This is a genomic window from Cupriavidus sp. DF5525 (assembly GCF_040149425.2).
Lineage (GTDB): Bacteria > Pseudomonadota > Gammaproteobacteria > Burkholderiales > Burkholderiaceae > Cupriavidus > Cupriavidus pickettii_A.
This window is the reverse complement of sequence record NZ_CP168265.1, coordinates 4,025,694-4,051,715: the sequence shown is the minus strand read 5'-3', so window position 1 is coordinate 4,051,715 and position 26,022 is coordinate 4,025,694. Positions and strand designations below refer to the sequence as shown.

At 66.8% G+C, this 26,022-nt stretch carries 21 protein-coding genes; 19 read left to right on the top strand and 2 right to left on the bottom strand.

Translation table 11 applies throughout. From position 1 onward, the window contains the following. Window positions 1-103 precede the first annotated feature (103 nt). Window positions 104-1,243, bottom strand: a complete 1,140-nt coding sequence (locus tag ABNX08_RS18915) for a porin (protein WP_022536692.1) — start codon at window positions 1,241-1,243, stop codon at window positions 104-106. A gap of 337 nt (window positions 1,244-1,580) precedes the next feature. On the opposite strand from ABNX08_RS18915, the gene coq7 reads away from it, so the two are divergent. The 18 genes from coq7 (at window position 1,581) to lpxC (ending at window position 22,315) form a co-directional block, all read left to right on the top strand. Further along, window positions 1,581-2,204, top strand: a complete 624-nt coding sequence (gene coq7 / locus ABNX08_RS18910; RefSeq protein WP_022536691.1) for a 2-polyprenyl-3-methyl-6-methoxy-1,4-benzoquinone monooxygenase — start codon at window positions 1,581-1,583, stop codon at window positions 2,202-2,204. Window positions 2,205-2,646: 442 nt separating this feature from the next. Then, the gene (gene mraZ, locus ABNX08_RS18905) at window positions 2,647-3,075 is read left to right on the top strand and encodes a division/cell wall cluster transcriptional repressor MraZ (protein ID WP_018006227.1); all 429 of its coding nucleotides are present in this window, start codon (window positions 2,647-2,649) and stop codon (window positions 3,073-3,075) included. A gap of 7 nt (window positions 3,076-3,082) precedes the next feature. Continuing rightward, window positions 3,083-4,075, top strand: coding sequence for a 16S rRNA (cytosine(1402)-N(4))-methyltransferase RsmH (gene rsmH / locus ABNX08_RS18900; protein ID WP_022536690.1), 993 nt, complete (start codon window positions 3,083-3,085; stop codon window positions 4,073-4,075). Continuing rightward, window positions 4,072-4,386 (top strand): cell division protein FtsL, encoded by a 315-nt coding sequence (ftsL, locus tag ABNX08_RS18895; RefSeq protein WP_022536689.1) that lies wholly within the window; start codon window positions 4,072-4,074, stop codon window positions 4,384-4,386. Before rsmH ends, ftsL begins: the two co-directional genes overlap by 4 nt. Further along, window positions 4,383-6,188, top strand: coding sequence for a penicillin-binding protein 2 (locus tag ABNX08_RS18890; RefSeq protein ID WP_022536688.1), 1,806 nt, complete (start codon window positions 4,383-4,385; stop codon window positions 6,186-6,188). The genes ftsL and ABNX08_RS18890 overlap by 4 nt, the downstream gene beginning before the upstream one ends. Beyond that, window positions 6,185-7,756, top strand: a complete 1,572-nt coding sequence (locus ABNX08_RS18885; RefSeq protein ID WP_022536687.1) for a UDP-N-acetylmuramoyl-L-alanyl-D-glutamate--2,6-diaminopimelate ligase — start codon at window positions 6,185-6,187, stop codon at window positions 7,754-7,756. The genes ABNX08_RS18890 and ABNX08_RS18885 overlap by 4 nt, the downstream gene beginning before the upstream one ends. Further along, window positions 7,753-9,153, top strand: a complete 1,401-nt coding sequence (gene murF / locus ABNX08_RS18880; protein WP_022536686.1) for a UDP-N-acetylmuramoyl-tripeptide--D-alanyl-D-alanine ligase — start codon at window positions 7,753-7,755, stop codon at window positions 9,151-9,153. The genes ABNX08_RS18885 and murF overlap by 4 nt, the downstream gene beginning before the upstream one ends. A 13-nt stretch (window positions 9,154-9,166) precedes the next feature. Continuing rightward, window positions 9,167-10,336: a phospho-N-acetylmuramoyl-pentapeptide-transferase gene (gene mraY / locus ABNX08_RS18875; RefSeq protein WP_022536685.1), complete on the top strand. Its 1,170-nt coding sequence runs from the start codon at window positions 9,167-9,169 to the stop codon at window positions 10,334-10,336. A 57-nt stretch (window positions 10,337-10,393) separates the two neighbouring features. After that, window positions 10,394-11,905 (top strand): UDP-N-acetylmuramoyl-L-alanine--D-glutamate ligase, encoded by a 1,512-nt coding sequence (gene murD, locus ABNX08_RS18870; protein ID WP_022536684.1) that lies wholly within the window; start codon window positions 10,394-10,396, stop codon window positions 11,903-11,905. Then, the gene (gene ftsW / locus ABNX08_RS18865; RefSeq protein WP_022536683.1) at window positions 11,902-13,143 is read left to right on the top strand and encodes a putative lipid II flippase FtsW; all 1,242 of its coding nucleotides are present in this window, start codon (window positions 11,902-11,904) and stop codon (window positions 13,141-13,143) included. The genes murD and ftsW overlap by 4 nt, the downstream gene beginning before the upstream one ends. 100 nt (window positions 13,144-13,243) lie before the next feature. Next, a complete protein-coding gene (gene murG, locus ABNX08_RS18860) occupies window positions 13,244-14,314 on the top strand; it encodes an undecaprenyldiphospho-muramoylpentapeptide beta-N-acetylglucosaminyltransferase (protein ID WP_022536682.1) in 1,071 nt (356 codons plus the stop codon). Window positions 14,315-14,336: 22 nt separating this feature from the next. Further along, window positions 14,337-15,764 (top strand): UDP-N-acetylmuramate--L-alanine ligase, encoded by a 1,428-nt coding sequence (gene murC / locus ABNX08_RS18855; protein WP_022536681.1) that lies wholly within the window; start codon window positions 14,337-14,339, stop codon window positions 15,762-15,764. Further along, a complete protein-coding gene (locus ABNX08_RS18850; RefSeq protein WP_349607173.1) occupies window positions 15,761-16,744 on the top strand; it encodes a D-alanine--D-alanine ligase in 984 nt (327 codons plus the stop codon). The genes murC and ABNX08_RS18850 overlap by 4 nt, the downstream gene beginning before the upstream one ends. Window positions 16,745-16,773: 29 nt before the next feature. Next, window positions 16,774-17,667 (top strand): cell division protein FtsQ/DivIB, encoded by an 894-nt coding sequence (locus tag ABNX08_RS18845; RefSeq protein WP_022536679.1) that lies wholly within the window; start codon window positions 16,774-16,776, stop codon window positions 17,665-17,667. Then, window positions 17,664-18,896, top strand: a complete 1,233-nt coding sequence (ftsA, locus tag ABNX08_RS18840) for a cell division protein FtsA (protein WP_022536678.1) — start codon at window positions 17,664-17,666, stop codon at window positions 18,894-18,896. Before ABNX08_RS18845 ends, ftsA begins: the two co-directional genes overlap by 4 nt. A 185-nt stretch (window positions 18,897-19,081) precedes the next feature. After that, window positions 19,082-20,275, top strand: a complete 1,194-nt coding sequence (ftsZ, locus tag ABNX08_RS18835) for a cell division protein FtsZ (protein WP_022536677.1) — start codon at window positions 19,082-19,084, stop codon at window positions 20,273-20,275. A gap of 462 nt (window positions 20,276-20,737) precedes the next feature. Continuing rightward, the gene (locus ABNX08_RS18830; RefSeq protein ID WP_349607172.1) at window positions 20,738-21,244 is read left to right on the top strand and encodes a peroxiredoxin; all 507 of its coding nucleotides are present in this window, start codon (window positions 20,738-20,740) and stop codon (window positions 21,242-21,244) included. Window positions 21,245-21,397: 153 nt separating this feature from the next. Further along, window positions 21,398-22,315: a UDP-3-O-acyl-N-acetylglucosamine deacetylase gene (gene lpxC / locus ABNX08_RS18825; RefSeq protein ID WP_022536675.1), complete on the top strand. Its 918-nt coding sequence runs from the start codon at window positions 21,398-21,400 to the stop codon at window positions 22,313-22,315. Between the two features lie 67 nt (window positions 22,316-22,382). Here lpxC and ABNX08_RS18820 read toward each other — a convergent pair whose 3' ends face one another. Continuing rightward, window positions 22,383-22,901: a hypothetical protein gene (locus ABNX08_RS18820; protein ID WP_022536674.1), complete on the bottom strand. Its 519-nt coding sequence runs from the start codon at window positions 22,899-22,901 to the stop codon at window positions 22,383-22,385. A 295-nt stretch (window positions 22,902-23,196) separates the two neighbouring features. On the opposite strand from ABNX08_RS18820, the gene secA reads away from it, so the two are divergent. Continuing rightward, window positions 23,197-25,974: a preprotein translocase subunit SecA gene (gene secA, locus ABNX08_RS18815; protein WP_349607171.1), complete on the top strand. Its 2,778-nt coding sequence runs from the start codon at window positions 23,197-23,199 to the stop codon at window positions 25,972-25,974. Window positions 25,975-26,022 lie beyond the last annotated feature (48 nt).

The following is a 26,022-nucleotide window of genomic DNA, read 5'->3' as shown; positions in this document are numbered from 1 at the left end:
CCGTGGGAGCGCCGATGAGGTAATGCCCTATGCGGCGCCCATGAAAAAAGGCACCCGGAGGTGCCTTTCAGGATCAGCCTTGCGACTTGCGTCGACCGGGCGATCAGAACTTGTGGCGGATGCCGATGGCGGCGCCAATCATCTTGTCTTCGCCGGTACCCAGGAAGTAACCATTGGCGAAGCTGATCGCCGAGGTGTCGAAGTTCAGGCCGGCGTTCTTCGAGAAGGCCGTGGTCAGGTACACGTCGGTGCGCTTGGACAGGTTGTAGTCGGCGATGAACGAGATCTGCCAGGGGTTCTTGATGTTGTTGGTGGCGCCGGTGGCGGCCGGGTTGAAGTTCTTGACGTCGTCGTAGTAGTACGCGAGCGTCAGGCCCAGTGCCGGCGTGACCTGGTAGTTGCCGCCGACCCAATAGTAGTTGTCCTTCAGGATCGTATTGTCGTTCGGCGCCTTGCTCATGCCCCAGCGATAGCCGGCCATCAGCTTGGCCGGGCCAAAGGCATAGCTGGCAGCGACCGCGGCCTTCTTGACTTCGCCGGTGCCGCCGGCGGCGTTCAGGGTCGGGTTGTACTGGTCATAGGCGCCGCTGATGCCGAACGGGCCGGCTGCCCACGACACGCCGGCACCGTAGCCGGTGTCGCGGCGGAACTGGCCGGGGACTTCGCCAGTGTTCGCTGCGGTGATGCCATTGCCGAACGACCAATGCGCGACCGCGGTCACCGGGCCGAACTTGCCGGTGTACTTGGCGGTGTTGTCCGAACGGAAGTTCAGGCCCAGTTGAGCGACCACCGGCTCGTACTGGGTGGCATAGCCGGCCGGCGAAAAGTTGGCCATCATGTCGAACAGCGAGGTGTACTGACGACCGAAGGTCACGCGGCCCGCCTGGGCGCTTTCCAGGCCGACGTAAGCCTGACGACCGAAGAGACGGCCACCTTGCTGCATGCCGCCATTGTCGAGGCCGAAACCGCTTTCCAGCACGAACAGCGCCTTCAGGCCGCTGCCCAGGTCTTCCACGCCGCGCAGACCCCAACGCGAACCGGACAGGCCGCCGGACGACATGCGGAAGAGGTTCTCCGACGGGCCCGTTGCGAAGCCGTTGGCCGCTGACGGCGTGACGCTCGACATATTGCTCACGTACTCGATGTTGGCATCCACCACACCGTAGAGCGTCACGCTCGATTGGGCCTGCGCCGCCCCAGCAAATGCGCCAAGCGCTGCCAGCGCCAGAAGCGATTTCTTCATGCTCGTTGATCTCCACTGTAAGAATTATTGGTGACGCTGCGGGGGAACCTCCTTTTGGTCTCCATCCCCCGTACGTCAAACTTCCTCGGAAGTTGCGAAGTACTGTAACAAACAACGTTTCGTTCACCAGTCGGTCGCAACCCCCTTGTCTGCTTTTAACAACTCAGGGTTTTTGAGTAGCCAGGCGCATCAATGCAAGGCGTGATGCGGGCTGGCGCCGATTAGAGGCAAGCTACAATGCGGGTAATCCCGATGGATGCCTCGCGTGCCGCGCTGCGGCCGCGCACCCCACCATGGAAGGGCGCCCGGGGGAACGAAGACCAACCGCTTCTGCGACATGGACACCCTGATCAAAGAATTCGACGTGGCATTGCGCGCCATCGCCGGCGCAACCCGATCCGCGCGCGACAACCCGGCCGATCGGCTGGCACCGGACACCGAGCAGATGAGCGCCGACGAACGCCGCCACGTGGCCGGCCTGATGCGCATCAACCATGTCGGCGAGGTGTGCGCCCAGGCCCTGTACCAGGCGCAGAAACTGACCGCGCGCAACCCGACCGTGCGCGCGCAGATGGATGCGGCCGCGCGCGAAGAGGAAGACCACCTCGCCTGGTGCGCCGAGCGCCTGCGCGAACTGGGTTCGCGCCCGAGCCTGCTCAACCCGCTGTGGTACGCGGGCGCCTTCGCCATCGGCTGGGTGGCCGGCCGCGCCGGCGACCGCGTCAGCCTGGGCTTCGTCGCCGAGACCGAGCGCCAGGTCGAACATCATCTGGGCGGACACCTGGACCGCTTGCCCGAGGCCGACGGCCGCTCGCGCGCCATCCTCGAACAGATGCGCGACGACGAGATCCGGCACGGCGATGCCGCGCGCGATGCCGGAGGCATCCCGCTGCCCGCGCCGGTGCGTGCGCTGATGCGCGGCGCCTCGCGCGTGATGACCACCGCTGCCTACCGGATCTGAACGCGTGCGCGCGTCCCCCAATGCGCGCTTCGTGGTCAGGCCCGCCGGCCCTTGATTCACCGGGGCTGGCGGGCATTTGTTGTATCCTTTCCTCGCGCGGCGGGACAGGTCTTTCCCGCGCCGCAACGGCAGTTCTCCCCCGGCGGTTCTCAGGTGGTTTCTCTGCATTCCTCCCTAAGATCTTCATTTCATTAAGGATTCACTTTTTCGGTGCGTGAAGTGTGCGCGCTAAGTCATTGTTCTTATTCACAAATTCTCTGTTTGCTGCTCTGCAACCAGCCTTGACCGCCCATATGGCTTCCTCTAAAGTGGGAAATAGTGTGAGGAAGTGTATTTTTGTGTGAAATAGGGCACCGACCGTGGGATCATCTCGCCATAGTCGGAACGGAACGATTCACGCACATGTCGGCCGGAAACGGGCCTGCATGGACCGGGAGCGAGCTTGTTTCAGGGAGCATCGGCGCTTTCGCTGGATGCCAAGGGGCGGATGTCCATTCCGTCCCGGCACCGCGAGGCGCTGCAACAGCAGGCCGAGGGCCGGGTGACGCTTACCAAGCACCCGGATGGCTGCCTGTTGCTGTTTCCCCGGCCCGAGTGGGAAAACTTTCGCACGCGCATTGCAGCGCTGCCGATGGATGCGCACTGGTGGAAGCGCATCTTCCTGGGCAACGCCGCCGACGTGGAAATGGACGGCGCAGGCCGGGTGCTGATCGCCCCGGAGCTGCGCAGTGCCGCCATGCTCGACAAGGAAGTCATGCTGCTTGGCATGGGCAGCCATTTCGAAGTGTGGGATGCCGCGACCTACGCCGCCAAGGAACAGCAGGCGATGGCGCAGGGCATGCCCGAAGCATTGAAAAATTTCTCTTTCTGACGAGGTCATGAGTCCTACCGGAACGCCGGCAACCCCCGCCCTGCGCCATCGCACCGTGCTGCTGGACGAAGCCGTCGATGCGCTGGTCTGGCGCCCGGACGGCATCTATGTGGACGGCACCTTCGGCAGGGGAGGGCACAGCCGGGCGGTGTTGGCCCGGCTAGGGCCAGACGGGGCCCTCGTCGCGTTCGACAAGGACCCAGCAGCAATCGCAGAAGCGGGCACCATCGGGGATGCCCGCTTCTCCATTGAGCACGCGAGCTTTGCGGACATGGCCGAGCGCCTGGCCGGGCGCGGCCACGTGGCTGGCGTGCTGCTCGACCTGGGGATCAGCTCGCCCCAGATCGACGAGGCGGCGAGGGGGTTTTCCTTTCGTTTCGAGGGCCCGCTGGACATGCGCATGGACACCACGCGCGGCCTCACCGCCGCCCAGTGGCTGGCGCAGGCGGATGAGCAGGACATTGCCAGGGTGATACGAGACTATGGGGAAGAACGGTTTGCTGTACAGATTGCAAAGGCGATTGTTGCTCGCCGGAGCGAACCCGGCGATGGCGGACCCATCGCCACTACTGCCGACCTTGCCGCGCTCGTGGCGAAAGCCGTCAAAACACGCGAGAAGGGTCAGGACCCTGCGACCCGCACCTTTCAGGCTCTACGGATTCACGTCAATCAAGAGCTTGAGGACCTCGAAAGAGGGCTGAAGGCGGCGTATGAACTGCTGCAGGTCGGAGGGCGCCTGGTGGTGATCAGCTTCCACTCGCTGGAGGACCGCATCGTCAAGCGGTTCATGGCGGCGCACGCCCGTCCCCAGCAGGATGCCGACCCGGCCCTGCGCCGCGCGCCGCTGCGCGCGGCTGACCTGCCGCAACCGACGCTGCGCCTGCTCGGCCGCTACAAGCCCGGCGCCGAAGAGGTGGCCGCCAACCCGCGCGCGCGCTCGGCCGTGATGCGCGTGGCCGAAAAGCTGGCACCTGCCGCCGGCGGAGGCGCGCGCGCATGAACCGCCTGACCTTCTTCCTGCTGGCCGCGCTGATCCTGTGCGCGCTGTCGCTGGTGAGCGCGCAGCACCAGGCGCGCACGCTGTTCGTCGCGCTGGAGCGCGCCCAGGCGGAAGAAAGGCAGCTCGATATCGACTGGTCGCGCCTGCAGTACCAGCAGAGCGCGCTCGGCAAGAGCGCGCGCATCGCCGATGCGGCGCGCGCCCAACTGAAGATGTCGCCGGTCAACCCCGGCAGGACCCAGTACCTGTCCGGCATCGTGCTGCCTCCCGCGCAGCCGGCGCCGGCCAGCGACGCGGAGGCGCGGCGATGAGCATGGCCCGTCCCAATCCGCCCCGCCGCGACCGCAACGGCACCGCCTCGCGCCCGCGCAGCGGCCAGTTCTCGGCCAGCCCGGTGCTGGGCCTGCGCCTGCCGATGTGGCGCTCCAAGCTGGTGGTGTTCCTGATGTTCGCGGCCTTCGCCGCGCTGGCGGTGCGCGCCGCCTGGATCCAGGGGCCGGGCAACCAGTTCTACGAGGCCGAGGGCAAGAAGCGCTTCCAGCGCACGCTGGAGCTGCCGGCCACGCGCGGCAAGATTCTGGACCGCAACGGTCTGGTGCTGGCCACCAGCCTGCCGGTCAAAGCGATCTGGGCGGTGCCCGAAGACGTGCCCAACCAGGTCGAGGCGGACAAGATCCGCCAGCTCGCCAGGCTGCTCGGCATGTCCGAGAAGGACTTGGGCAAGAAGCTGTCCGAGGACAAGGGCTTCGTCTACCTGAAGCGCCAGGTGCTGCCCGACATCGCCGACAAGATCGCCGCACTGAAGATCGAAGGCATCCACCAGACCCGCGAATACAAGCGCTTCTACCCGGAAGGGGAGGCGATGGCGCACATCGTCGGCTTCACCAACGTGGAAGACCGCGGCCAGGAAGGCGTGGAACTGGCGCGCGAGCCCGGACTGGCCGGCCGTCCCGGCGCGCGCCAGGTGATCAAGGACCGTCTGGGGCGCGTGGTCGAGGACGTCGGCATCCTGAAGACCCCGCGCGACGGCGAGGATATCCAGCTCTCGATCGACGCCAAGATCCAGTACCTGGCCTACAACGAACTCAAGGCGGTGGTCGAGCGCCACAAGGCCAAGGCTGCCAGCGCGGTGGTGCTCGACGCCCAGACCGGCGAGGTGCTGGCGCTGGCCAACTGGCCCACCTACAACCCCAACGACCGCACCCGGCTCTCGGGCGAGCAGCTGCGCAACCGCGTACTGACCGACACCTTCGAGCCCGGCTCGATGATGAAGCCGATCACGGTGGGCCTGGCGCTGCAGCTCAAGCGCGTGACGCCGTCAACGGTGATCGCCACCACCGGCAAATACCAGTTCGAAGGCGCCACCATCAGCGATACCCACAACTACGGCGCGCTGACCGTCAGCGGCGTGATCCAGAAGTCGTCCAACATCGGCACGACCAAGATCGCGATGATGATGAAGCCGCAGGAGATGTGGGACATGTTCACCAGCATTGGCCTCGGCCAGGCGCCCAAGATCGGCTTCCCCGGCGCCGTGGCCGGCCGCGTGCGCCCGTTCAAGAGCTGGCGCCCGATCGAGCAGGCCACCATGTCTTACGGCTACGGCCTGTCGGTGTCGCTGTTCCAGATGGCTCACGCCTACACCATCTTCGCGCATGACGGCGAGTTGATCCCGGTGTCGATGTTCCGCACCAATGGCCCGGCCACCGGCGAGCGCATCCTGTCGCCGCAGGTGGCGCGCGACGTGCGCGCCATGATGGAGACCGTGACCGCGCCCGGCGGCACCGCGCCCGAGGCGCAGGTGATGGGCTACCGCGTCGGCGGCAAGACCGGCACTGCGTACAAGCATGAAGGCCGCGGCTATAACCGCAGCAAGTACCGCGCCTCCTTCATCGGCCTGGCGCCGATGTCGAATCCGCGCATTATTGTGGCCGTCAGCGTGGACGAGCCCACCGCCGGCAGCCACTACGGCGGCCTGGTGGCTGGCCCGGCGTTCGCGGCCATCACCGGCGGCACGTTGCGCGCGCTGAACGTCCAGCCCGATTCGCCGATCCGCCAGCTGGTGGTCAGCGACAAGGTGCAGGAGAGCGAACCGTGGAGTGCGACGCAATGACGCCCAAGGTCCTGCTCCCGCTCGAGGTCACCGCCCAGGCCAGCAACGCGCTGGCCTGGCTGCGTACCAACGTGGCCGCCTCCGCGCAGCTGACCGGCGATACCCGGCGGCTGGCGCGCGGCGATGTGTTCTTCGCCTACGTGCTCGGCAACGATCGCCTTGCCACCGACGGCAGGCCTTATATCCAGCAGGCGATTGCCGCCGGCGCCGGCGCCATCGTTTATGAGGTGGAGGGCTTTGACTGGCCGTTCGGCGACACCGTGCCGCACCTTGCCGTCAGCAACCTGCACCAGCTTGCCGGCCCGATCGCGGCCGGCTGGCACGGCAACCCGGTGCGCGGCCTGGCCGTGACCGGCATCACCGGCACCAACGGCAAGACCTCGTGCAGCCAGTGGCTGGCGCGATTGCTGCAGGCCACGGGCACGCCGTGCGCGACGATCGGCACGCTCGGCACCGGCTTCCCCGGCGCGCTGCAGGTGACCGGCTTCACCACGCCCGACGCGGTGCAGTTGCAGGCAAGCCTGGCTGCGCTGCACGACGCCGGCGCGCGCGCGGTGGCGATGGAAGTTTCCTCGCACGGCCTGGAGCAGGAGCGCGTGGCGGGCACGCATTTCTCGGTGGCGGTGCTGACCAACCTGACCCAGGACCACCTCGACTATCACGGCTCGATGGCCGAGTACGAGGCCGCCAAGGAGCGGCTGTTCTGCTGGGACGGCCTGCGCACCGCGGTGATCAACCGCGACGACGTCATGGGCCAGCGCCTGATGGCGGCGGACGCCGCCGCCATCGGCGCGCCGCACGTGATCGAATACGGCATCGACGGCCCCGGCGCGGCCACGGTGCGTGGCCCGCGCGGCGAGTGGCTGCGCGCCACCAACGTGCGCGCCACGCCCACCGGTACCGCCTTCCATATCGACGGCAGCTTCGGCAGCGCCGAGATGGCCACGCCGATGATCGGTGCCTTCAACGTCAGCAACCTGCTCGCGGTGCTGGGCGCGGCGCTCGCCAACGGCGTGGGGTGGAGCGCGGCCATTGCCGCGCTGCGCGCGCTGACGCCGGTTGAAGGACGCATGGAGCTGTTTGGCGCCAGCGGTGGCCACGATGCCACACTGGCGCCGCTGGCCGTGGTCGACTACGCCCATACGCCCGACGCGCTGGAACAGACCCTGGCCGCGCTGCGCCCGGTGGCGCAGGCGCGCAACGGCCGCCTGTGGTGCGTGTTCGGCTGCGGTGGCGACCGCGACCCGATCAAGCGCCCGCTGATGGGCGCGGTGGCCGAGCGCCTGGCCGACGAAGTCATCCTGACCAGCGACAACCCGCGCAGCGAAGATCCGCAGGAGATCCTCGACGCCATCGCCGACGGCATGGCGGACCGCGCGCGTGGGCGCCAGATCGAAGACCGCGCCGCCGCAATCCTTTATGCCATCAAGCACGCGGCCCCGGCCGACGTGGTGCTGGTGGCCGGCAAGGGCCATGAGGCCACGCAGGAGATCCAGGGCCGCAAGCGGCCGTTCTCCGACCGCGAACACGTACGCCTGACCCTCGGCACACGGGGGGTATCGGCATGAGCCAGTCCAACATGACCACCTTGCAGCAAGCCGCCGGCTGGATCGCCGGCGCGCGCATTTCCGGCGACGGCGCCGTGGCATTCTCGCGCGTGCATACCGACAGCCGTACCGTCGAGCCCGGCGACCTGTTCGTCGCGCTCAAGGGCGAGCGCTTCGACGCGCACGACTTTATCGCCGACGTGGTCGCGCGCGGCGCCGCCGCGGTACTGGTCAGCCGCGAGGTCGATGGCGGCGTGCCGGCCATCGTTGCACCCGACACCCGCATCGCGCTGGGCGAGCTGGGCGCGGGCTGGCGCCGCCAGTTCACGCTGCCGGCGGTGGCGGTGACCGGCAGCAACGGCAAGACCACGGTCAAGGAAATGATCGCGGCCATCTTCGCCGCGGCGGTGGGCGAGGGCCAACGCCTGGCCACCGGCGGCAACCTGAATAACGATATCGGCCTGCCGCTGACGGTGCTGCGCCTGCGCGCCACCCACAAGCTGGCGGTGCTGGAGCTCGGCATGAACCATCCGGGCGAGACGGTCTACCTGGCCGGCATCGCCCAGCCCACCGTGGCGGTGATCACCAACGCGCAGCGCGAGCACCAGGAATTCATGGTCAGCGTGGAAGCCGTGGCGCACGAGCACGCGGCCGCGATCGCGGCGCTGCCCGCCGGCGGCGTGGCGGTGTACCCGCTCGACGCGGAAAGCGGCGGCGTCTACGCGCCGGTGTGGCGCGAAGCCGCCGGCGCGCGCCGCGCGCTGTCGTTCGGCACCTCGCAGCGGGCCGATGTGCATGCCACCGTGGCGCTCATCGACGGCGTGCAGGTGATGCAGGTGCGCGCACCGGGCCATGCATTTGAAGTCAGGCTCGCGCTGCTGGGCGAGCACAACGTGCGCAACGCGCTGGCCGCGATCGCCTGCGCGCTGGCCGCGGGCGTGCGCGTGCCGGTGATCCAGGCGGGCCTGGCCGGCTTCAAGGCGATCAAGGGCCGGCTGCAGGTCAAGTACACGCCGGGCGGCACGGTGCTGATCGACGATACATATAACGCCAACCCCGACTCCATGCGCGCCGCCATCGACGTGCTGGCCGGCTTCGCCGCGCCGCGCGTGCTGGTGCTCGGCGACATGGGCGAAGTGGGCGACCAGGGCCCGGCCTTCCACGAAGAAATCGGTGCCTACGCGCGGGCGCGAGGCATCGACACGCTGTGGGCGACCGGTGAGTTGGCCGTGCACGCCGTGCAGGCGTTCGGCGCGGGCGCCCGCCATTTTGGCACCGCCGAGGCACTGGCCAAGGCGCTGGAGGAAGACAGCAGGGGCATGGTGGCGCAAGCGGGCGCCGTGCTGGTGAAGGGATCGCGCTTCATGCGCATGGAACGGATGGTCGCTGCGCTGGTCGCAGACACTTCCGCATATTAAATAAGACAACACGATGTTATTGGCTCTGGCCCAGTGGCTGCAAAACGACTACAGCTTCCTCCGGGTCGTCAACTACCTGACCTTTCGCGCGGTGATGGCCAACCTCACCGCGCTCCTGATCGGCCTGGCGTTCGGTCCGTGGGTGATCCGCAAGCTGACCGAGCTGAAGGTCGGCCAGGCGGTACGCACCATCGGCCCGCAGACGCACCTGGTCAAGGCCGGCACGCCGACCATGGGCGGCGTGCTGGTGCTGGTGTCCATCGCGGTGTCGACGCTGCTGTGGTGCGACTGGGGCAACCGTTTTATCTGGGTGGTGATGCTGGTTACCTTCGGCTATGGCGCGATCGGCTGGGTCGACGACTACCGCAAGGTGGTCTATCGCGACCCACGCGGCATGTCGAGCCGCGAGAAGTTTTTCTGGCAGACGCTGATCGGCCTGGTGGCCGCGGTCTACCTGGCGTTCTCGGTGTCGGAAAGCAGCAACGTGAAGGTGTGGGACCTGTTCCTGAGCTGGGTCGAGGGCGGGCTGTCGCTGGACATGCCGTACAAGTCCAACCTGATCGTGCCCTTCTTCAAGGAAATCAGCTACCCGCTGGGCGTGGCCGGCTTCATCGTGCTGACCTACCTGGTGATCGTCGGCTCGAGCAACGCGGTCAACCTGACCGACGGGCTGGACGGGCTCGTGATCATGCCGGTGGTGCTGGTCGGCAGCGGGCTGGGCGTGTTTGCCTATGTGATGGGCAGCTCGGTCTACAGCAAGTACCTGCTGTTCCCGCATATCCCGGGCGCGGGCGAGCTGCTGATCTTCTGCTCGGCGCTGGGCGGGGCGGGGCTGGCCTTCCTCTGGTTCAACGCGCATCCGGCGCAGGTGTTCATGGGCGACGTGGGCGCGCTGGCGCTGGGCGGCGCGCTCGGCACGGTGGCGGTGATCGTGCGCCAGGAAATCGTGCTGTTCGTGATGGGCGGCATCTTCGTGGTGGAAACGCTGTCGGTGATGCTGCAGGTGACGTGGTTCAAGATCACCAAGCGCCGTTATGGTGAGGGCCGGCGGCTGTTTCGGATGGCGCCGCTGCACCACCATTTCGAGCTGAGCGGCTGGAAGGAAACGCAGGTCACGGTGCGCTTCTGGATCATCACCATGCTGCTGGTGCTGATCGGGTTGTCGACACTGAAGTTGCGCTGATCAGGGACTGACGGCGCTCTCTATATAGATACAGGAAACCAAAGGCAGGAAATCGAAGTGTTTGGCGAGCTGCAAAAACCTCATGTGCTGGTACTGGGCCTTGGCGAATCGGGCCTGGCCATGGCGCGCTGGTGTGGCCTGAACGGCTGCGCGGTGCGCGTGGCCGACACGCGCGAGGCCCCCGCCAACCTTGTCTTCCTGCAGGCCGAGCTGACTTCGGCCGAATTCGTCGGCGGCCCGTTCGCCGACAGCCTGCTCGACGGCATCGGCCTGGTGGCGATCAGCCCGGGCCTGTCGCCGCTGGAAGCCGGTACTGGTGCGCTGTTGGCTGCCGCGCAGGCACGCGGTGTCCCCGTGTGGGGTGAGATCGAGCTGTTCGTGCGGGCGCTGAAGCATCTCGAAGCCGAGTCGGGCTACGCCCCGAAGATCCTGGCGATCACCGGCACCAACGGCAAGACCACCACCACCGCGCTGACCGGCCGGCTGGTCGAGCGCACCGGCAAGAGCGTGGCAGTGGCGGGCAATATCAGCCCGTCGGCGCTGGACAAGCTGTCGGCCTGCATCGCCTCGGCGACGCTGCCGGAGGTCTGGGTGCTGGAGCTGTCGAGCTTCCAGCTCGAAACCACGCACACGCTGGCGCCGCATGCGGCCACCGTGCTCAACGTGACGCAGGACCACCTGGACTGGCACGGTTCGATGGAGGCCTATGCCGCCTCCAAGGCCCGTATCTTCGGGCCGGCGGACAGCGCCTGCGTGCAGGTGCTCAACCGCAATGACCGCTTGACGCTGGACATGGCGCGCCCGGGCCGCACACCGGTGACCTTTGGCACCGACCTGCCCGAAGTGCCGGGCAGCTTCGGCATCCTGCGCGAGGGCGGCATGCCCTGGCTGGTGCTGGCCGAACCCGATGCGGAGGCGGAAGGGGAGGGCAAGCCGCGCCGCCGCAAGGCCGCGGAGCTGGTCCGGGAAGCCGTGCCGGTGCGCCACAAGCGCCTGATGCCGGCCGATGCGCTGCATATCCGCGGCATGCACAACGCGACCAACGCAATGGCCGCGCTGGCTCTGTGCCGTGCCATCGACCTGCCGATGAACGCGCTGCTGCACGGCCTGCGCGAGTACCGCGGCGAGCCGCATCGCGTGGAGTGGGTCGCCACCATCGATGACGTCGAGTATTTCGACGACAGCAAGGGCACCAATGTCGGCGCGACCGTGGCCGCGCTGTCCGGGCTGGACAAGCGCGTGGTGCTGATTGCCGGTGGCGAAGGCAAGGGCCAGGACTTCTCGCCGCTGGCCGCGCCGGTGGCGCAGTACGCGCGCGCGGTGGTGCTGATCGGACGCGCCGCGGCTGAGCTGCGCGACGCGCTGCAGGGCAGCGGCGCCAGCCTGGTCGACGCGCCGACGCTGGAAGAGGCGGTCGCCAAGTCGACCGAGCTGGCCGAAGCAGGCGACGTGGTGCTGCTGTCGCCGGCGTGCGCTAGCCTCGACATGTTCCGCAACTACGTGCACCGCGCTGAAGTGTTCCGCGCCGCGGTGGAAGAACTGGCACTGTCCCGGGGGATCCTGCCATGAGCGAAACGCAGGTCAAGCGCAGCGGTTTCATCGGCGCCACCATCGGCAATGCCTGGGGTGGCCTGCGCGATGCGGTGTCGGGCGTCAAGCCGACCCGCTCCCGCATGATGGAGTACGACCAGCCCATGCTGTGGGTGTCGATCGTACTGCTCGCGCTCGGCCTGGTGATGGTCTATTCGGCCTCGATCGCGCTGCCGGATTCGCCGCGCTACGCCAACTACCGCGAGAGCCACTTCCTGCTGCGCCACGCGTTCGCACTGCTGATCGGGCTGTCGGTGGGGCTGGCGGCGTTCCAGGTTCCGGTCAAGGTCTGGGACCGCTATGCGCCCAAGCTCTTTATCTTCGCGCTGATCCTGCTGGTGATCGTGCTGGTCCCGTTCGTCGGCAAGGGCGTGAACGGCGCGCGCCGCTGGATCCCGCTGGGCGTGATGAACTTCCAGCCGTCCGAACTGATGAAGCTGGCGGTGGTGCTGTACGCGGCCAACTACACGGTGCGCAAGCAGGAGTGGATGCAGACCCTGTCCAAGGGCTTTTTGCCGATGGGCGTGGCGGTGGTGGTGGTGGGCATGCTGCTGCTGCTCGAGCCTGACATGGGTGCGTTCCTGGTGATCGCCGCGGTGGCCATGGGCATCCTGTTCCTGGGCGGCATCAACGGCAAGCTGTTCGCCGGGCTGGTCGGCGTGGCGGTGGGCGCGTTCGCGCTGCTGATCACGGCCTCGCCCTGGCGGCGCGAGCGGATCTTCGCCTACCTGAACCCGTGGGAAGAGAGCAATGCGCTGGGCAAGGCCTACCAGCTCACGCACTCGCTGATCGCCTTCGGCCGCGGCGAGTGGGCCGGGGTGGGGCTGGGCGGCAGCATCGAAAAGCTTCACTACCTGCCCGAGGCGCATACCGACTTCATCCTCGCCGTGATCGGCGAGGAATTCGGCTTTATCGGCGTGCTGGTGGTGATCGTGCTGTTCTACTGGCTGGTACGGCGCGCCTTCAATATCGGCCGCACCGCGCTGCAGCTGGATCGCACCTTTGCCGGCCTGGTGGCCAAGGGCATCGGCGTGTGGATCGGCTGGCAGACCTTTATCAATATGGGCGTGAACCTGGGCCTGCTGCCGACCAAGGGGCTGACGCTGCCGCTGGTGAGCTACGGCGGCTCGGGGATTTTGATGAACTGCGTGGCGTTGGCGATCTTGCTGCGGATTGATTACGAGAATCGTGTGTTGATGCGTGGAGGCAAGGTATGACGGCAACGCGTCAGTCCTCGATGCCCGGTATGCCGCGTGTGGGTGAAGCCATGCGCGCCGCGCGCAGCCACAATCGCGTACCGACGCGCGGAGGCCGGGCATGACCGCACCGCGCACCCTGCTCGTGATGGCCGGCGGCACCGGGGGACACGTGTTCCCGGGGCTGGCGGTCGCGCACGCGCTGCGCGAGCAAGGCTGGAAGGTGGTCTGGCTGGGCAACCGCACCGGCATGGAAGCCACGCTGGTGCCCAAGCACGACATCCCGATGGAGTTCATCCAGTTCGGCGGGCTGCGCGGCAAGGGCCTGGTGACCAAGTTCCTGCTGCCGCTGAACTTGCTGCGCGCGTTCTGGCAAAGCATCGGCGCGCTGCGCCGGGTGCGCCCGAGCGTGGTGCTGGGCATGGGCGGCTATATCACCTTCCCGGCGGGCATGATGGCGTCGCTGCTGGGGCGGCCGCTGGTGCTGCACGAGCAGAACTCGATCGCCGGCCTGGCCAACAAGGTGCTGGCCAAGGTGGCCGACCGCGTGCTGTGCGCGTTCCCGGACACGCTGCCCGGCGGCGAGTGGACCGGCAACCCGGTGCGCGAGGAAGTGGCGCATCTCGATGCGCCGGAAGCGCGCTACGACCAGCGCCCCGGCCCGCTGCGCATCCTGGTGGTGGGCGGCAGCCTGGGCGCGGCGGCACTGAACGAGGTGGTACCCAAGGCCGTCGCGCTGCTGCCCGAGGGCGAGCGCCCGGTGGTCACGCACCAGGCGGGCGCGAAGCAGATCGACACGCTGCGCGCCAATTACGCGGCCGCGCAGGTGCCGGCGCAGACCCTGCCGTTTATCGACGACATGGCGCGTGCCTATGCCGATGCGGACCTGGTGATCTGCCGCGCCGGCGCGATGACGGTGTCGGAAGTGGCCGCCGCGGGCGTGGCGGCGCTGTTCGTGCCGTTTCCGCACGCGGTGGACGACCACCAGACCACCAACGCGGAATTTTTGTCGAAGCAGGGCGCGGCCCTGCTGGTGCAGCAGAAAGACCTGACGGCCGAGGGGCTGGCGCAAACCATCGCCAGCCTGACCCGGCCGCAGCTGAAAGACATGGCGCGCCTGGCGCGCGGACTGGCCAAACCTGAGGCAACCCGGCGCGTCGCCGAGATCTGCAGTCAGCTGGCCAGGGACTGAAGCCTATTTAAGCAGCAATCGAATGAAGCATATCGTCAAGAACATCCACTTCGTGGGCATCGGCGGGGCCGGCATGAGCGGCATCGCCGAGGTCCTGCTGAACCTGGGATACAAGGTCTCGGGTTCGGACGTGGGCAGCAATGCCGCCACGCGGCGCCTGGCCTCGCTGGGCGCCACGGTCATGCACGGGCATGACGCGGCCAACGTTACCGGCGCAAACGCCGTGGTGGTATCGACCGCGGTCAGCGGCGACAACCCTGAAGTGCTGGCTGCCCGAAGCAAGCGCATCCCGGTGGTGCCGCGCGCGGTGATGCTGGCCGAACTGATGCGCCTGAAGCAGGGCGTGGCCATCGCCGGCACGCACGGCAAGACCACTACCACCAGCCTGGTGGCATCGGTGCTGGCCGAAGGCGGGCTCGATCCGACCTTCGTGATCGGCGGCCGCCTGAACTCGGCCGGCGCTAATGCGCGCCTGGGCACCGGCGACTTCATCGTGGCCGAGGCGGATGAGTCCGACGCGTCGTTCCTGAACCTGTTCCCGGTCATCGAGGTCATCACCAATATCGATGCCGACCATATGGACACCTACGGGCACGACTTTGCCCGGCTCAAGCAGGCGTTCATCGAATTCACCCAGCGGCTGCCGTTCTACGGCATCGCCGTGCTGTGCGTGGACGATCCCAACGTGCGCGAGATCCTGCCGTTCGTGTCCAAGCCGGTGGTGCGCTACGGGTTTGCCGAAGACGCGCAGATCCGTGCCGTGGAGGCGCGCGCGGTCGACGGCCAGATGCACTTCACCGTGCTGCGCCAGCTCAATGGCCATGCCGAGCCGCCGCTGGAGATCGTGCTGAACCTGCCCGGCCTGCACAACGTGCAGAACGCGCTGGCGGCGATCGCCATCGCCACCGAGCTGGAAGTGCCCGACGCCGCCATCGTCAAGGCGCTGCGCGAGTTCCACGGCGTGGGCCGGCGCTTCCAGCGCTACGGCGAGGTCGCCACGCCCGACGGCGCCGGCACCTTCACGCTGGTGGACGACTACGGCCACCACCCGGTGGAGATGGCCGCGACGCTGGCCGCGGCGCGCGGTGCGTTCCCCGATCGCCGCCTGGTGCTGGCGTTCCAGCCGCACCGCTTTACCCGTACGCGGGATTGTTTCGAGGACTTCGTCAAGGTCCTGGGCACTGTCGATGCGCTGCTGCTGTCCGAGGTCTACGCCGCCGGCGAGACGCCGATCGTGGCGGCCGACGGTCGTGCGCTGACCCGCGCGCTGCGCGTGGCCGGCAAGGTCGAACCTGTTTTCGTGGAGCAGATGGAAGAAATGCCGCAGGCCATCCTGAATGCCGTCCGGCCCGGCGATGTGGTCGTGACGATGGGCGCGGGCTCGATCGGGACCGTGCCGGGACAACTGGTGTCGCACCAGCAATCGGTGCAAGCGGGAGGCCAGCAATGAGCTTCGTCGCCCATCCCACTATCGATCCCAAGTCGCTGGGCAAGGTCGGCGTGCTGCTGGGCGGCCGCTCGGCCGAGCGCGAGATCTCGCTGATGTCGGGCAACGGCGTGCTGGCCGCGCTGCGTTCGCGCGGCGTCGATGCGCACCCGTTCGACCCGGGCCTGCAGGGTGTGGCCGAACTGGCCGCGGCCAAGTTTGATCGCGTCTTTATCGCGCTGCACGGCCGCTACGGCGAGGACGGCACCATGCAGGGCCTGCTCGAGCAGCTCGGCGTGCCATATACCGGCAGCGGCGTGCTGGCCTCGGCCATGGCGATGGACAAGCAGGCCACCAAGCGCCTGTGGATGACCCACGACCTGGCCACACCGCGCTTTGCCATGCTGCACGCGGACACCGACTTTGACGCCGTGGCCGCCGACCTGGGCCTGCCGCTGATCGTCAAGCCGGCGCGCGAGGGCTCGTCGATCGGCCTGACCAAGGTGACCGCCGCCGACCAGATGCGCGCGGCTTTCGAGAAGGCGGCCGCGCTCGATAACGACGTCATCGCCGAGGTTTTCATCGACGGCGCCGAGCTGACCTGCCCGCTGGTGGGCGAGGGCGAAACCGCCGAAGCGCTGCCGGTGATCCGCATCGTCGCGCCCGAAGCCAACTACGACTATCAAAATAAGTACTTTACTGACGATACCCAATACTTGTGTCCGTCAGGTCTGGATCCCGAGGTCGAACGGGAAGTCCAGGCGCTGACGGTGCAGGCCTACCGCGTACTGGGCTGCCGCGGCTGGGCGCGCGCCGACGTCATGCTGCGCGCCGACGGCAAGCCTTTCCTGCTCGAGATGAATACCTCGCCCGGGATGACCGGCCATTCGCTGGTGCCGATGGCGGCGCGCGCGGCCGGCATCAGCTACGAGGACTTCGTGCTGCAGGTGGTGGCCGCCGCGGCACTGGACCTGCATCCGAACGAGCACTGGAAACCCGAATAACACCGCAACCGATAGGACTGCCCCGGACCATGTGGCATAACGCACGCCTGCTCAACCTGATCGCTTCCACGCTGTACGCGGTGGTGGCGCTGATGGCGCTCGCGGCGGGCCTGCTGTGGCTGGCGCAGCGACCGGTGTTTGCCATCACCCATGTGGAGATCGCGCCGATGGACGGTGGTGCGCTGCGCCACGTGAACGCCCCCAGCGTGCGTGGCAGCGCGCTGGGCAAGCTCTCGGGCAACTTCTTCACGCTGGACCTGAACGCGGCGCGGCAGGCGTTCGAGTCGGTGCCTTGGGTGCGGCGCGCGAGCGTGCGGCGCGAGTGGCCCAACGGCCTGGCGGTCGAGGTCGAGGAACACGAGGCGCTCGGCACCTGGGGCTCGCCGGAAAGCGGGCGCCTGGTCAATACCTATGGCGAGGTGTTCGTCGCCAACACCGCCGAGGCGGAAGAGGATGCACAGCTGCTGGCGCTGGACGGGCCGCCGGGCAGCGAAGGCGACGTGATCGAGAAGCTCGAGGTCATGCGCCAGTGGTTCAGGCCGCTCAAGGCCGAGCCGCTGGCAGTGGCGCTGTCGGGCCGCTACGCCTGGCGGGCAAAGCTGTCCAACGGCATGGTGGTTGAGCTTGGCCGCGAGCAGAACGAAGACGAGCGCGCGGCCATGGAGCAGCGGGTCAGGCGTTTCGTGGCGGCATGGCCTCAGGTCACCGAGCAGTGGGGCAAGCAGATCGACTACGCCGACCTGCGTTATCCCAACGGCTTTGCCATCCGTGCCGCCAATGCCCGCTTCCTGACCGACGCGCAGGTTGCGGCGGCGGCCAGGGCGGAAAAAGCGGAGAAAGCGAAGGCGGCAGCAGCGGCTTCTGGTACTTCCAACAACAATCCGACGCGACTGAAGAGTAAGAACGCGGAGAAAACCCGATGAGCAAGGAATACAAGGACCTGTTGGTTGGTCTGGACATCGGCACCTCGAAGGTGGCGGCGGTGGTGGCAGAACTGCGCCCCGACGGCAGCTACGAGGTGATCGGGATGGGCCAGTCAGAGTCCAAGGGTCTGAAGAAAGGGGTCGTGGTCAATATCGAGGCCACCGTGCAGTCGATCCAGAAGGCGCTGGAAGAGGCCGAGCTGATGGCCGACTGCAAGATTTCGGAGGTCTTTACCGGCATTGCAGGCAGCCATATCCGCAGCTTCAACTCCAGCGGCATGGTGGCGATCAAGGACAAGGAGGTCACGCAGACCGACGTGGCGCGCGTGATCGAGACCGCCAAGGCGGTCAATATCCCGACCGACCAGCAGATCCTGCACATCCTGACGCAGGAATTCATCATCGACGGCCAGGAGGACGTGCGCGAGCCCATCGGCATGAGCGGCATCCGCCTGGAAGTGAAGGTGCATATCGTCACCGGCGCGGTGAGCGCCGCGCAGAACATCGTCAAGTGCGTGCGCCGCTGTGGCCTGGAAGTGCACGACCTGATCCTGCAGCCGCTGGCCTCGAGCCTGGCGGTGCTGACCGAGGACGAGAAGGAACTGGGCGTGGTGCTGGTCGACATCGGCGGCGGCACCACCGACATCGCCATCTTCAGCGAAGGCGCGATCCGCCATACGGCCGTGATCCCCATCGCCGGCGACCAGATCACCAACGATATTGCGATGGCGCTGCGCACGCCGACGCCCGACGCCGAGGACATCAAGATCCAGTACGGCATCGCCAAGCAGGCGATCGCCGACCCGGAAGACATGATCGAAGTCCCCGGCGTGGGCGACCGCGGCACGCGCACGCTCAGCCGCCAGGCACTGGCAGCGGTGATCGAGCCGCGCATCGAAGAGCTGTACTCGCTGGTGCACCAGGTGGTGCGCGAGTCCGGCTATGAAGAACTGTTGTCGTCCGGCGTGGTCATCACCGGTGGGACCGCGATGATGCCGGGCATGGTCGAGCTGGGCGAAGACATCTTTCTCAAGCCCGTGCGCGTGGGCGTGCCGGAGTACCGCGGCAACCTGCACGAGGTAGTGAAGAGCCCGCGCTATGCAACGGTGATGGGCCTGCTGCTGGAAGGTCGCGTGCAACGCATGCGCGGACGCAAGGTCGCGGTGCAGAGCGGGTCGGTCAAGCAGGTGTGGGCCCGCATGAAGGAATGGTTTGTCGGCAATTTCTAAGCATCAGGGAAATTGACGGCCAGTCGATGCAACGGCGCGCCAGTGGTCTTGTCTACCGGACAGGCCGTGGCGCGTTGAGCGGAAGGTTTCTGGTTCTTTTCTTTTTAATGGTTTCTTGTTCAGGAACCAGGGGTTGCGGCGGGGAGGCTGCATCGTCTGGGGACTGATTCTTCTCGGAGGCAGTGATGGACTTTGACATGATCGAAACGGAAGTGCAGGACGGCACCATCATCAAGGTGGTTGGCGTGGGCGGTGCGGGCGGTAACGCCGTGCAGCACATGATCAGCCGCGGCGTGCAAGGCGTCGAATTCATCTGCATGAACACCGATGCTCAGGCGCTCAAGCGCTCGAGCGCTTCGCGCGTGCTGCAACTCGGCAACACGGGTCTGGGCGCCGGCGCCAAGCCGGAAGTCGGCCGCAACTGCGCGGATCAGGCGCGGGAGCAGATCGCCGACGCCCTGCGCGGCGCGCACATGGTCTTCATCACTGCCGGCATGGGCGGCGGTACCGGTACCGGTGCCGCGCCGATCGTGGCGCAGGTTGCCAAGGAAATGGGCATCCTGACCGTAGGGGTGGTCAGCAAGCCGTTCGAGTTCGAAGGCGCACGCCGCGCCAAGGTGGCCGAACATGGTTCGAGCGAGCTGGAATCGTCGGTCGATTCGCTGATCGTTGTGCTCAACGAGAAGCTGTTCGAAGTGATGGGCGACGACGCCGAGATGGACGCGTGCTTCCAGTGCGCCGACGACGTGCTGCACAACGCGGTGGCCGGCATTGCTGAGATCATCAATGTTGACGGCCTGGTGAACGTCGACTTCGAAGACGTGAAGACGGTGATGGGCGAGCAGGGCAAGGCCATGATGGGGACGGCCACCGTGTCGGGCGTGGATCGCGCCCGCCTGGCGGCCGAACAGGCCGTGGCCAGCCCGCTGCTGGAAGGCGTGGACCTGTCCGGCGCGCGCGGCGTGCTGGTCAACATCACCGCCAGCCGTTCGCTGAAGCTGTCGGAAACCAAGGAAGTCATGAACACCATCCGCAGCTATGCCGCGGAAGATGCGACCGTGATCTTCGGTACGGTGTACGACGATTCGATGAGCGATGCGCTGCGCGTGACCGTGGTCGCCACGGGCCTGGGCCGCTCGGCCAAGAAGCAACAGCCGATGACGCTGCTCAAGACCGGTACCGACAACATGCCGGTACAGATGATGAGCGGCATGACCGCGGCCGCGGCCACGCACCACTCGCCGGACTACAGCGGGCTGGACACGCCGGCGGTGTGGCGCAGCTCGCGCGAGTCGGCGTCGGCTCACGTGGCGGCGCTGCAGGAAAAGGGTGTGGATACGTACGACATCCCGGCCTTCCTGCGCAAGCAGGCAGACTGAGCCCGGACCGGCGCGGCATCGGTGCTTCCACCGGCCGCCTGACGGATCGCGTCGCCTTGTCGCGAAGCACGTGCGCTCCCCATCCGCGCGTGCCTAGCATGGACTGACGTGACCCGGCAGGCAGCCGGCGGCGCCGCGCCGCCTGCTGGTCGCGAGCTTCACCCACATCCCGTCGCCGGGCAAGGCGTGCCGCTGGCCGCCTCCCCGGACTGGTTTCCCGCCTTCCCGGTCGGGATGTATCGACGTCCGCGCGGCGCACCCACAAGGTGCGTCGCGCGGACGTCTTTGTAGCAAGCTGTATCGCTAGTTGTATCGAATTCATGGCGAATGTCACCGGATGTGATCCGGCTTTGGCATCGCTGCCAGGGCGCCTATGATCTTGAGGTTCCCCGCCGCAAGGGTGTGCGCATGCATCCGGCCCATCCGTCCTATTCTTCAGAAAACCCAGGAAGACCACGAGCCATGATCACTGTCGGATCCCGCGTCCCGGACGCCACGCTGCAGGAATTCATTGAAACGGAAAGCGAAGGTTGCGTACTGGGACCCAACGCTTTCAAGGTGGCCGACCTCGTGCGCGGCCGCAAGATCGTGGTGTTCGGCCTGCCCGGCGCCTTCACCCCTACCTGCTCGGCCAAGCATGTGCCCGGCTATGTGCAGCATGCCGCGGCGCTGCGCGACGCCGGCATCGACGAGGTCTGGTGCGTGTCGGTCAACGATGCTTTTGTGATGGGTGCGTGGGGCCGCGAACAACAGGTCGCCGGCACGGTGCGCATGATGGCAGACGGCAGTGCGGAATGGACGCGCGCGCTCGGCCTGGAGCAGGACCTGAGCGCCCGTGGCCTGGGTCTACGCTCGAAACGCTACGCGATGGTGATCGACGATGGCGTGGTGACCCGGCTCGAGGTGGAGGCGCCCGGCGAATTCCGCGTCAGCACCGCCGAGGCAGTGCTGGCAGCGTTGCGCGGCTGACACAGTCATCCGGGTAAACGTGGACAATGCGCAACTTGTTAAGGCAGTGTTACCAGCCGGAAACAAAACCCGGCTGCAGCGCCCCTGAGGTGGTGGTAAAATCCCTTAATCAAAAAAACCGCCCGATAGATTTTTATAATAGTTGAGGCTGTCATGCTCAAACAGCGCACGATCAAATCCCTGGTGAAGACGGTTGGCATCGGCCTGCACTCGGGTCGCAAGGTCACGCTGACCCTGCGTCCCGCGCCGGCCGATACCGGCATCGTCTTTACCCGCGTCGACCTGCCCGAGGCCGTCGAGATTCCCGTGGCCGCATCGGCCATCGGCGACACGCGCCTGGCATCGGTGCTGCAGAAGGATGGCGCGCGCGTTTCGACCGTCGAGCACCTGATGTCGGCGTGCGCGGGCCTGGGCATCGACAACCTCTATGTCGACGTCGATGCCGAGGAAATCCCGATCATGGACGGCAGCGCCGCGTCCTTCGTATTCCTGCTGCAGTCGGCAGGCATCGAAGAGCAGAACGCGCTGAAGACCTTTATCCGCGTGAAGAAGGCGGTCGAAGTGCGCGAGGGCGACAAGCTCGCGCGCCTGGAGCCGTATTTCGGCTTCAAGCTGTCGTTCACCATCGACTTCCGCCACCCGGCGGTCGACAAGACCGGCCAGACCTTCGAGATCGACTTCGGCGACACCAGCTACGTGCGCGAAATCGCCCGTGCCCGCACCTTCGGCTTTGCCCACGAGGTGGAGGCGCTGCGCGAGATGGGCCTGGCCCGTGGCGGCAGCCTGGACAACGCCATCGTGCTGGACGAGCACCGCATGCTCAACAACGAGGAACTGCGCTACGGCGACGAGTTCGTGCGCCACAAGATCCTGGATGCGATCGGCGACCTGTATGTGGTGGGCCATCCGCTGATCGGCGCCTATGTGGCAAACAAGTCGGGCCACGGCCTGAACAACCAGCTGCTGCGCGCGCTGCTGGCCGACCAGGAAGCCTACGAGCTGGTCACCTTCGACCGCGTCGAGGAAGCTCCCGCGGCCTTCCTGCCGCAGGCACAGCCAGCGTTTGCCTGAGTCACGCAACCTGCCGGCCGCACAACGAAAAGCCGACCCTCGGGTCGGCTTTCTTGTTTTTTCCGAATTACCGGGACGGCGCCTGGCGATGGTGGGCGAGCAGCGTATTGAGCGCGTCGCGCAGCGGCGAATCCGGCAGGCTGCGCGCCAGCTGGTCCAGGTTGGCGAGCCCCGTGGGCGTCATGCGGCCGCCGGTGCGCTGGCGCTGCACGGGCTCCACCTCCCAGTCCGCGTGGCGCGACACCTCCGGCTGCACCCGCACCCGGATCGCGGTGATCTGCGAGCCGCGCTGCTGCAGCCGCGTGAGCAGCGTGGGTACCACCTGGCGCACGCGGGCCGCGGCGGCGCCGTGGGCGGCAAGCAACAGCAGCACCTGGGCGTTGGGGTCGCTTGCATCACGCTTGACCCCGGCCACAGCCAAACCGTCGCGCATGCCGGCGGGCAGCAGCGCCAGCACCTCGGCCTCCAGCACCGACAGCTGGCGCGCGGTCTGCATCAGCGTCGAAACCGGGCCGGCCTTGGCCAGCCAGTCGTTGAGCGGCTTGGCGGCGGGGGTCTGCAGGGCGTGGTGGGTGAAGCGGCGCATGCATGCATTCTAGCAAGGGGCGCGGGGGCCGCCTTGCCCAACTGTGGATTGAAGCTGCGGCGGCCGCCCCAAACTGCGGCTGGTGGGGCGCGCGGGCAATCGTGCGGGCGATAAGCGTGGTCGACATTCGGCAGGCTTGCCCGCCCTTGCCGGACGGGGCCCGGCGCGTTCCGGCCGTGACCCCGGCACATGATAAACTCGGCGTTTTGCGCCAATCTATCCATTCCTCGCCCGGCCGCCGGAGCAGCCCGCATCCCTGGGGTGCCACCCGGTTCCGCGCAGGTGAAAGCAATCGATGATCACCGGCCTTCTCAAGAAAGTCTTCGGCAGCCGCAACGAGCGGCTGATCAAACAATATCTCCGCACGGTGGTGCAGATCAATGCGCTGGAGCCGAAGTACGAGCAGCTCTCGGACGACGAGCTGCGCGGCATGACCGAGACCTTCCGGCAGCGCCACGCCGGCGGCGAGTCGCTCGAAGCGCTGCTGCCCGAGGCTTTCGCCGTGTGCCGCGAGGCGAGCAAGCGGGTCATGAAGATGCGCCACTTCGACGTGCAGCTGATCGGCGGCATGGTGCTGAACGACAACAAGATCGCCGAAATGCGCACCGGCGAAGGCAAGACGCTGACCGCGACGCTGGCCGTGTACCTCAATGCCATCACCGGCAAGGGCGTGCACGTGGTGACCGTCAACGACTACCTGGCGCAGCGCGATGCTGAGTGGATGGGCCGCCTGTACAACTTCCTGGGCCTGTCGGTGGGTGTGAACCTGTCGCAGATGCCGCATGACGAGAAGCAGGCCGCGTACAACGCCGACATCACCTATGGCACCAACAACGAGTTCGGCTTCGACTACCTGCGCGACAACATGGTCTACGACCCGTCGCAGCGGGTCCAGCGGCCAATGAACTACGCCATCGTCGATGAAGTGGACTCGATCCTGATCGACGAGGCCCGCACGCCGCTGATCATCTCCGGCCAGGCCGAGAACCAGACCGACCTGTACCAGCGCATGAACGGCATTCCCAAGCTCCTCGAGCGCCAGATCGGCGAGGAAAAGGCCGATGGCACCGGCGTCGAGAAGCCGGGCGACTACTACGTCGACGAGAAGGGCCACCAGGTCTACCTGACCGAAGCCGGCCACGAGAAGGCCGAAGAGATCCTGGCGCAGCAGGGCCTGATCGGTGAAGGCGAGTCGGTGTACGCGCCGCAGAACATCACGCTGATGCACCACCTGTACGCCGCCCTGCGCGCGCACAGCCTGTTCCATCGCGACCAGCACTATGTGGTGCAGAACGATGAAGTCGTGATCGTCGACGAATTCACCGGCCGCCTGATGACGGGACGGCGCTGGTCCGACGGCCTGCACCAGGCTGTCGAAGCCAAGGAAGGCGTCACCGTCCAGCAGGAAAACCAGACGCTGGCGACCATTACCTTCCAGAACTACTTCCGGATGTACAACAAGCTGGCCGGCATGACCGGCACGGCCGACACTGAAGCGTATGAATTCCAGGAGATCTACGGCCTGGAAGTGGTGGTGATCCCGACCAACCGCCCGGCCCAGCGCAAGGACCAGCAGGACCAGATCTACAAGACCGGCAAGGAGCGCTACGACGCCGTGGTGCGCGATATCCGCGACTGCTACGAGCGTGGCCAGCCGGTGCTGGTCGGCACCACCTCGATCGAGACCTCGGAATACCTGTCGGGCCTGCTCGAGCGGGAAACGCTGCCGCACCAGGTGCTCAACGCCAAGCAGCACGCGCGCGAAGCCGAGATCGTGGCGCAGGCGGGCCGTCCCAAGATGATCACCATCGCCACCAACATGGCCGGTCGCGGTACCGATATCGTGCTGGGCGGCAATGTGGAGAAGCAGTCGGGCTTTATCGAGGCGGATCCGAACCTGTCCGATGCCGAGAAGGCCGCGCGCATCAAGCAGCTCGAGGACGAGTGGCATTCACTGCACGAGCAGGTCAAGGCCGCTGGCGGCCTGCATATCGTCGGCACCGAGCGCCATGAGTCGCGCCGGATCGACAACCAGCTGCGAGGCCGTGCCGGCCGCCAGGGCGACCCGGGCTCGTCGCGCTTCTACCTGTCGCTGGACGACCAGCTGCTGCGCATCTTCGCCGGCGACCGCGTGCGCGCCATCATGGAACGCCTGAAGATGCCCGAGGGCGAGCCGATCGAAGCCGGCATCGTCACGCGCTCGATCGAATCGGCGCAGCGCAAGGTCGAGGGCCGCAACTTCGATATCCGCAAGCAACTGCTGCAGTACGACGACGTCGCCAACGACCAGCGCAAGGAAATCTACAAGCTGCGCAACGACGTGCTCGAAGCCCAGGACGTCGGCGACATGGTGGCCAACCTGCGCCAGAGCGTGCTGGTGGAACTGTTCCGCGACCACGTGCCGGCCGACACCATGGAAGAGCAGTGGGACATCGCCAGCCTGGAAACGCGCCTGCGCGAAGACTGGGGCCTGGAAGTGCCGCTGGCGAAGACTATCGAGGGCGCGCAGAGCATCGAGGACGAAGAGCTGCTCAACCTGATCATGCAGGCGGCCAAGGAGCGCTACGACAGCAAGGTCGCGATGGTCGGCCGCGAGTCGTTCGCCGGCTTCGAGCGTTCGGTCATGCTGCAGAGCATCGACACGCACTGGCGCGAGCACCTGGCGGCGCTGGACCACCTGCGCCAGGGTATCCACCTGCGCGGCTATGCGCAGAAGGATCCCAAGCAGGAATACAAGCGCGAATCGTTCGAACTGTTCGCGCGCCTGCTGGACGTGATCAAGAGCGAAGTCACGCGCGTGACCTTCAACGTGCAGATCCAGTCGCCGGAAGAACTAGAACAAGCTTCTGAGCAGATCGAGGAAGGCCTGTCGCACCTGGAGAACGTGCAGTACAAGCACGACGAGTTCGCCGAAGGGCGCGAGCCGGTCGAGGAAGTGCCGTCGCCACGCACCGGCGCGGCCATGGCCGCTGCCGAACTGGCGCTGGCGGGCATGCCCAAGGTCGGCCGCAACGATCCGTGCCCGTGCGGCTCGGGCAAGAAGTTCAAGCAGTGCCACGGCAGGCTGAGCTGAGCCGCGCACCGGTATGACGTCGTTCCCGCCGCTCGGGGAATGACGCGA

What these genes read in the sequence shown, in the direction of transcription:
- ABNX08_RS18915 (WP_022536692.1), bottom strand. Translation starts at nt 1,243, where the DNA reads ATGAAGAAATCGCTTCTGGCGCTGGCAGCGCTTGGCGCATTTGCTGGG.
- coq7 (WP_022536691.1), top strand. Translation starts at nt 1,581, where the DNA reads ATGGACACCCTGATCAAAGAATTCGACGTGGCATTGCGCGCCATCGCC.
- rsmH (WP_022536690.1), top strand. Translation starts at nt 3,083, where the DNA reads ATGAGTCCTACCGGAACGCCGGCAACCCCCGCCCTGCGCCATCGCACC.
- ftsL (WP_022536689.1), top strand. Translation starts at nt 4,072, where the DNA reads ATGAACCGCCTGACCTTCTTCCTGCTGGCCGCGCTGATCCTGTGCGCG.
- ABNX08_RS18890 (WP_022536688.1), top strand. Translation starts at nt 4,383, where the DNA reads ATGAGCATGGCCCGTCCCAATCCGCCCCGCCGCGACCGCAACGGCACC.
- ABNX08_RS18885 (WP_022536687.1), top strand. Translation starts at nt 6,185, where the DNA reads ATGACGCCCAAGGTCCTGCTCCCGCTCGAGGTCACCGCCCAGGCCAGC.
- murF (WP_022536686.1), top strand. Translation starts at nt 7,753, where the DNA reads ATGAGCCAGTCCAACATGACCACCTTGCAGCAAGCCGCCGGCTGGATC.
- mraY (WP_022536685.1), top strand. Translation starts at nt 9,167, where the DNA reads ATGTTATTGGCTCTGGCCCAGTGGCTGCAAAACGACTACAGCTTCCTC.
- ftsW (WP_022536683.1), top strand. Translation starts at nt 11,902, where the DNA reads ATGAGCGAAACGCAGGTCAAGCGCAGCGGTTTCATCGGCGCCACCATC.
- murG (WP_022536682.1), top strand. Translation starts at nt 13,244, where the DNA reads ATGACCGCACCGCGCACCCTGCTCGTGATGGCCGGCGGCACCGGGGGA.
- murC (WP_022536681.1), top strand. Translation starts at nt 14,337, where the DNA reads ATGAAGCATATCGTCAAGAACATCCACTTCGTGGGCATCGGCGGGGCC.
- ABNX08_RS18850 (WP_349607173.1), top strand. Translation starts at nt 15,761, where the DNA reads ATGAGCTTCGTCGCCCATCCCACTATCGATCCCAAGTCGCTGGGCAAG.
- ABNX08_RS18845 (WP_022536679.1), top strand. Translation starts at nt 16,774, where the DNA reads ATGTGGCATAACGCACGCCTGCTCAACCTGATCGCTTCCACGCTGTAC.
- ftsA (WP_022536678.1), top strand. Translation starts at nt 17,664, where the DNA reads ATGAGCAAGGAATACAAGGACCTGTTGGTTGGTCTGGACATCGGCACC.
- ftsZ (WP_022536677.1), top strand. Translation starts at nt 19,082, where the DNA reads ATGGACTTTGACATGATCGAAACGGAAGTGCAGGACGGCACCATCATC.
- ABNX08_RS18830 (WP_349607172.1), top strand. Translation starts at nt 20,738, where the DNA reads ATGATCACTGTCGGATCCCGCGTCCCGGACGCCACGCTGCAGGAATTC.
- lpxC (WP_022536675.1), top strand. Translation starts at nt 21,398, where the DNA reads ATGCTCAAACAGCGCACGATCAAATCCCTGGTGAAGACGGTTGGCATC.
- ABNX08_RS18820 (WP_022536674.1), bottom strand. Translation starts at nt 22,901, where the DNA reads ATGCGCCGCTTCACCCACCACGCCCTGCAGACCCCCGCCGCCAAGCCG.
- secA (WP_349607171.1), top strand. Translation starts at nt 23,197, where the DNA reads ATGATCACCGGCCTTCTCAAGAAAGTCTTCGGCAGCCGCAACGAGCGG.